This window comes from Vibrio makurazakiensis (genome assembly GCF_050337375.1).
Classification (GTDB): domain Bacteria; phylum Pseudomonadota; class Gammaproteobacteria; order Enterobacterales; family Vibrionaceae; genus Vibrio; species Vibrio makurazakiensis.
In genome coordinates, this window is record NZ_JAKJSW010000226.1 from 1 (window position 1) to 6,186 (window position 6,186).

At 41.4% G+C, this 6,186-nt stretch carries 9 protein-coding genes; 6 read left to right on the plus strand and 3 right to left on the minus strand.

Annotated elements, in window-relative coordinates:
- Together L4C33_RS18470 and L4C33_RS18475 are read right to left on the minus strand one after the other, a co-directional pair.
- Positions 1–310: restriction endonuclease subunit S domain-containing protein (locus L4C33_RS18470; protein ID WP_489686450.1), on the minus strand; the 310-nt coding region annotated here is incomplete at its 3' end.
- The gene (locus L4C33_RS18475; RefSeq protein ID WP_428813879.1) at positions 303–2,072 is read right to left on the minus strand and encodes a type I restriction-modification system subunit M; all 1,770 of its coding nucleotides are present in this window, start codon (positions 2,070–2,072) and stop codon (positions 303–305) included. The genes L4C33_RS18470 and L4C33_RS18475, both read right to left, overlap by 8 nt.
- Before the next feature lie 382 nt (positions 2,073–2,454).
- Here L4C33_RS18475 and L4C33_RS18480 point away from each other — a divergent pair, with 382 nt between their 5' ends.
- The 6 genes from L4C33_RS18480 to L4C33_RS18505 are packed head-to-tail and all read left to right on the plus strand — an operon-like array spanning position 2,455 to position 4,550.
- Positions 2,455–2,916, plus strand: coding sequence for a hypothetical protein (locus L4C33_RS18480; protein ID WP_428813880.1), 462 nt, complete (start codon positions 2,455–2,457; stop codon positions 2,914–2,916).
- Positions 2,906–3,238, plus strand: coding sequence for a hypothetical protein (locus L4C33_RS18485; RefSeq protein ID WP_428813881.1), 333 nt, complete (start codon positions 2,906–2,908; stop codon positions 3,236–3,238). Before L4C33_RS18480 ends, L4C33_RS18485 begins: the two co-directional genes overlap by 11 nt.
- Positions 3,228–3,911, plus strand: a complete 684-nt coding sequence (locus tag L4C33_RS18490; protein ID WP_428813882.1) for a hypothetical protein — start codon at positions 3,228–3,230, stop codon at positions 3,909–3,911. The genes L4C33_RS18485 and L4C33_RS18490 overlap by 11 nt, the downstream gene beginning before the upstream one ends.
- Positions 3,912–3,970: 59 nt before the next feature.
- Positions 3,971–4,252, plus strand: a complete 282-nt coding sequence (locus L4C33_RS18495) for a ParE family toxin-like protein (protein ID WP_372093788.1) — start codon at positions 3,971–3,973, stop codon at positions 4,250–4,252.
- Positions 4,253–4,267: 15 nt separating this feature from the next.
- Positions 4,268–4,411, plus strand: coding sequence for a hypothetical protein (locus tag L4C33_RS18500; RefSeq protein ID WP_017091462.1), 144 nt, complete (start codon positions 4,268–4,270; stop codon positions 4,409–4,411).
- A 1-nt stretch (position 4,412) separates the two neighbouring features.
- A complete protein-coding gene (locus tag L4C33_RS18505; protein ID WP_428813883.1) occupies positions 4,413–4,550 on the plus strand; it encodes a hypothetical protein in 138 nt (45 codons plus the stop codon).
- A gap of 405 nt (positions 4,551–4,955) precedes the next feature.
- Here the strand turns inward: L4C33_RS18505 and L4C33_RS18510 are convergent.
- Positions 4,956–6,186: ATP-dependent zinc protease family protein (locus L4C33_RS18510; RefSeq protein ID WP_428813884.1), on the minus strand; the 1,231-nt coding region annotated here is incomplete at its 5' end.

Here is a 6,186-nt window from a genome sequence, read left to right on the forward strand (position 1 = left end):
ATTCAGTACTACCAAAACCAATGCCATTGACGAGGTTTTCCGCATAGCCACCTTTCCCATTTTCAAAACATGGCGTTATCTTCGCAACTAAAACATCATAATCATTAAACTTAGTGAAGCCTTTTGATACTTCAGAGTAACTCCTCGTATGTTTCCTTTTAACTTGAGCGTTATTGGAAACATCTTCCATTTTTATAAACGATACTTTTGTTTCGCCAGTTAAGGTCAAACCGCTATTTAACTTAGGGTTGATAGTGGAAAAATCACTTAAAGAGCCCTCTTTCCACCCTTCTGGAACCAAGTTACTCATAACCCAGCTCCTTCAAGTAACCTTGCATTACTTGCTCAGCTTCTGTTACTTGTGCGTCTAACTCATGCAGCGACACTTGGTACTTATCCCACCAGCATTCTAGTTGGCTTATTGTTAGGGGGAGAACCTTCGCATCAGCTTTCTCTATCACTTCTCGAATCTGTTCTTTGCATTCAATATTTGGCTTGAAGACATAGTAATCATGCTCTTGATCCGCCGCAGGCGCTTTCTTATCGAAGACAATCGACAGATCAAAGCCTTGAATTATCTCTTCTTGAATGTATTCGTCTTCCACTTCACGAACTGGTACGCCGCCGTGAAGAATGGCGCGTACATCAAATATTTCGGCTGGTGGTGAGGTATCTGCATAACGGCGAATATTGAGGTTAAAGTCGTTCTCGGCGATTTCTGAGAAGTTCACGACTTTTGCATAGCGTTTAATATCGCATTTGCTTTCAAACGAATGGTTTTCGAAGGTTTCGACAATCTTTGTAATATCTTGCTCGCGCAGTTTGTTCTGGTTTTTGCCCTCTTCAAACTCAAGCTCTGAGTTGATGAACAAGACTTTGCCCTTACGAGCTGCGGATTTGTTCTTGTTGATGATAAGCAAACAAGCAGGAATGCCCGTGCCGTAGAACAAGCCCGATGGAAGACCGATCACCGCTTCTAATAAATCGTCTTCCAAAATACCTTGGCGAATCGCTTTTTCACTTGAACCACGGAATAGCACACCATGAGGCATAACCACACCGACCATACCTTCATTGTTGGTGCTGGCAATCATGTGCTGAACAAAGGCCAAATCACCCGCATCTTTCGGTGGCGTACCATAAGGGAATCGACCAAAACCATCGCTGTCACACTCGTCTTTACCCCATTTCTTTAATGAGAATGGCGGGTTAGCGATTACGCGGTCAAAGCTCATTAGCTCACCGCCTTCGGTGTGCTGTGGGTCGCGCAAGGTATCGCCTTTACGAATATCGGCACTTTGTACACCATGTAAGAACATGTTCATCTTACAAATTGCCCACGTGTTCAAGTTCATCTCTTGCCCAAATAGCGATAGGTTTGATGCGTTCTCGCCATTCTTAGCAAGGTGGTTACGAGTCTGAACTAGCATACCGCCAGAACCTGTGGTTGGATCGTAAATACGCATCCCCGCGTGAGGCTTTAACAGTGCCACCAGCAGTTGTACCACTTCGCTAGGGGTATAGAACTCACCGCCCTTTTTACCTGCACTATCGGCAAACATCTTGATTATGTATTCGTAAGCTGTTCCCAGCATATCTGGACGCTCAAAATCTTCATTACGTAAACGGTGTTGGCTAAAATGGGAAAGCAGATCACGCAACTTAGCATCGGTAAGCTTATTCTTAATATTGAAGTCGATAGTGACCAACACGCCTTCAAGCGCTGAGTTATGCTCTTCAATCGCTTCAGTGGCTTTGTTTAGGCTTTCACCAATGTTGTGCTTTAAGTCTTTCAGCGCAGACCAACGAGAACTTTCAGGTATATAAAAAGTATCGTCGTACTCATCTTCATCATTTGCCAGATCGATAGCTTGTTCTTGGGTTTTACCTTTACCTAGGTAGTAGGCAATAACTTTCTCTTGCTCTTCTTCAAACGCATCCGACATGCGCTTTAGGAACATCATGCCAAAGATGTAGTCTTTAAATTCAGAGGCATCCATGTTGCCACGAAGAATGTCAGCCGTTTCCCATAGGAAAGATTCAAGCTGCTGAAGGGAGAGTTTGTTGGTCATTAATGTTACCTACAGAATATGAGGTGGTCTCGTACAAAGGTGTACGTTGTCGTATTGGTACGAACAGATATTGACGCGAATTTTACGGGGAAGTGGCTGGTGGGGCAATGAAAGAGTGCAAACACAGCAAATCATCGATGCAATCCATGATTTGCATAACATTTCATATGAATATCTATTTTTTATGCAATTAAATACTAGTGATGTATGTAAAATATCTATTACGTAAACAAATCATGAGCAGAGCACTATCAACAACGATACCCCGAAGCCCAAATGGGCTACGCCCTCTTTAAAACACTATTTACAGCAGGCTGATTGGACATTAAGTCGCTTGCTAGGATTTATTTTAAAAACGTTAATTTACATTTTCCTCGTCAGTATGAGTATTGCAGTCATCAGTTTTGAATTACTCAATATTTTTGAATATCAAGATGGGTTATCTGATGTATCAACCATCGAGATTATCTTTTTTATCTCATTTCTTGTGTTGCTAAAACGCTATTGGGTATATACAAAACAAACTTCACTTCGCTGGTGGCATATCATTAGCACCCCGTTTTTATGGCACGGTAAGTTCATTACGGCTGCGCTACTTTGTGCTAGTACAATTGTTTTTATTGACCTATTCAAAGGTACCGAGCAATTTAAAAACCTGTTATTGCTAGAGCAAAGTTACGACCAAATCTTTTCTTTCGGCATTATATTACTGTGCTTGTATATTGCAGTTCCAAGCAAGGATCTGATTCTAAACCCAGGCTCAGACACCCCATTAGAAAACCCAAATAACGACAACGATACTAAACAAGCACAAACGGATGCTGAGGTAACAAATGCTCAATAAAAAACACGCCATGCTTGCTATTGCACTAGCGAGCTTACCAATGGTTTCCAATGCTGAGAAACTCTCTCTGGTCGATAGCTGTGTTGAACTTATCAATATTTATGATTCCAAAAGTTCGAAACGATTGTTAGCGGCACAAACCACATCGCTATCAGAAAGTTTACGCGCTGGATACTGCTTGGGAGTAATTGACCAATATGAAAAGTCCGAATATGGCTGCCGTTCAGATTGGTATGAGCGAGCACAGTTTATTGCACGCGAGTCATTAAAAGATAAGCCGTTGCCAGAGCGAAAACTATTGGAGCTATCATGTGAAATCTAACGATAGCTACATCTCAACGCCTGATGCAATTAAGAAGCTATTCAACATAAAGCTAGCCGAACATAAATCATTCAAAGATTTGGTGTACCCACTAGTAAGAAGCAAAGGTTTCTTTGAGGTTAAAAAAGAGCCTATGGCGTTGGGCTCAACAAAGAACAACTTGCTCATTGCAAGTATTAGCCTAACCAAACTCCATAATGCCGTTTTGTTACAAGGGTTCTTTGCTGATAGTAAACGAGTCAAAGAGATCTTTTCTCATTCTAAAAAACGCATAGAAGCGGCGGACTTTTTAGAAACAGTCGTCATGGGTAGACAATCTATTCTCGCGGTTGGCATTCAAACGACTGCGCTGTCAGAACTGATCGTAAAATTAAAATCAGAACACATCGACCTGAGTAAAGAAAAATTACCAAACCCTTTTCAAGAGTTACCGCAACTTTCTCTCAATGGTGTAACCAGTGTAATGCAGGCTCTATTGGCTCAAAGCGCTCTGCTGACACAAGGTGAATCAATGGTCATGCACTTTTTCAATCAGGATATAGAAAAAGCCTACCTTGCAGCATGCTCTCTAGGAAATACAACTCCTGCGCTAGCTCAATACCAAACCCTTATCAAGCAGAAATACCTCGAAGCCGTCGAGTTCGATGACCTATTAAATAATTTATTAAATTAGTTGTTGCGAGTGCAGTGCACTCAATCATTCTTGCTATCAGTTCATCAGGGAGAGCAAGAATGACTTCAACTAAACAGCTTATTGATACATTCCAATCTCAACTTCCTTCATGCTATGCAGAGCGAGCTTTCAGTATTGAAGCCCAACTCAGAGCTGGAGCTTTATACCCAAACTTAGGGGGTAAGAAGATCCGCTCTTGTCCGACCTATATTAGGTTTAAGTTGGGTAGAGGGTTCCGGTTTGTTTGGCGTGTTGCTCCTGATGGGCTTTACCCTAAAGCAATCACAACTAGGCAAGGATTTGAGCGAATCGTTAAACAAATCCGCAAGGCTAGTTATTAAACAAGGAAATTGATTATGGCTAAGAAAATCACACCAGCAGACAATGCAGCAAACATCCCGAATTCTAACAAGGGAACAAGCGGCACTAACCGCCAGCATGACCAGAATCAAGGTAACCGTGGCAAACAAATAAACCCGAACCAACAAGGGAAGAAATAGTATGCCGGACTCAAGTGACATGTCTCAAGATGAGCTAGACGTTTGGTCAGACATTAACAACCCAAACAACGATGCTGATATGGATGATTGGTCTGATACACATAACCCAAATAATGATGATTATTTAGGTGATAACTAAGTAATAAGCGGCTCTCTAAGGAGCCGCTTTTTGTTCTTTGGTCCAAACTATTTAAAGCCAATTCTGTCTGGCTATTCATTGTAATCGCAATAAAAACACGACCAAAAACATAACTTTTAAACTCAGTAGAATTATCTATTTATGTCAGCTAGCATTGAACTTTAGTACCAAGGGTAGTACCAAGAAGAAATGAACAACCAARCAAGTACAATAAATTCAATTAATTAAACACCAAATTCAGATGACGCCAGCCCACCAAACGTTTGGAAAGGGCCAACTCGAAAGAGTTGGCCCTTTTTGTTTACTTAAACACAAGAAACACGCTTAAACAAAAAGCCACACATCCCTATAGAGGAATGTGTGGCGACAAAGGCAGTTCAGCTACGAAATTAGACCAACTACGTACTACTTAGTATCCCCTAGAAGATAGTCTTCATCGCTACTCACAAGAGCGCCATGCTTTAGGAAGTTTTTACCTAAGATCATGCTGTACTCAAAGCGTGAACGGTCTTGAAGGTTCACTCTCACCTTCTTCTCTAGTTCTCCTAGTTTCACGTTCATCTCAACTACAGGGCGAATATTCACTTTCTCCCCCTTCTTCGCTTTAATACGCATCACGTCAATTACAGGTTTTGTGAAATTTTGCTTATCACCTTGTTTATTTTGATAAGTAAAACTCACCATATCTTGCCCGTCTTTTTTGAATCGCTTGATATTAACCGCATTCATTGAACTCACATCTGCGCCAGTATCAAGCTTCGCAGGGAATGTCATACCATTCACTTCAACTATTTCGATATGACCGACTTTAAAAAGAGGCTCTGCCTTAAGGAGGTTATCGGAACGAGTATTCACATATACCCCTTCTCTCGCCATCTTTTTACCCAAAATGAAATAGGCTTCTTTCTCATCGACATCAAGTACATCGATTGCAAAGTCTTGTTGGCGAACCTTTCCAGATGCCGAAAATTCACCACTAACAACAGGGCGAACATCATCCCCAACTCGAAGTTTCTTAATTACTTTTTTTACCACCTTCTGCTTCTCACCATTTAGATCCGTTAAGAAGARTTCAACAGAAGTGTCTTTGCCTTTTCCTGTCATTTCAAAGCTATCAACTTTTAACAAAGGCGTATTTACGGTGAAAGAAGCAACAGCCTTTAACGGGAAGTCATCTAGAGTAATGTCTTCCTCTGGAGAAATGACTAAAGCTTCATTCGACTCAGCAACATCACTAAAGCTCTCAGAGCCTTTTGAAAGTATATTCTCAGCACTTGTATCAATCATAAAGAGTTCGCTAGCGGTGTCGGTCCCTAATCTCAGCTGGGAGTTACTACTAGAGCGATCACGCAAATAGACTAAAACATCACGCGTAGTGTTTTCATCAAGTTGGACAGGTACATAAACTAGTGGTCTATTCTTACCACTTACTTTCAACATACGAACCAGAGGTAGAGTAATTTCTTGCTGCTTGCCCTCGTTGCTGACCATATCAAATGTCACTTCGTCACGCTTCTTAYCTACATCGATATTCTCCGCATGCAAAATGCTGTAGCGATTTTTTAAAGAAAAAGTCGCGTTCATCGGTAGCCCTGAGATTGAAAGCACTTCTTTCCGACCCACAACAGTCGCGCTC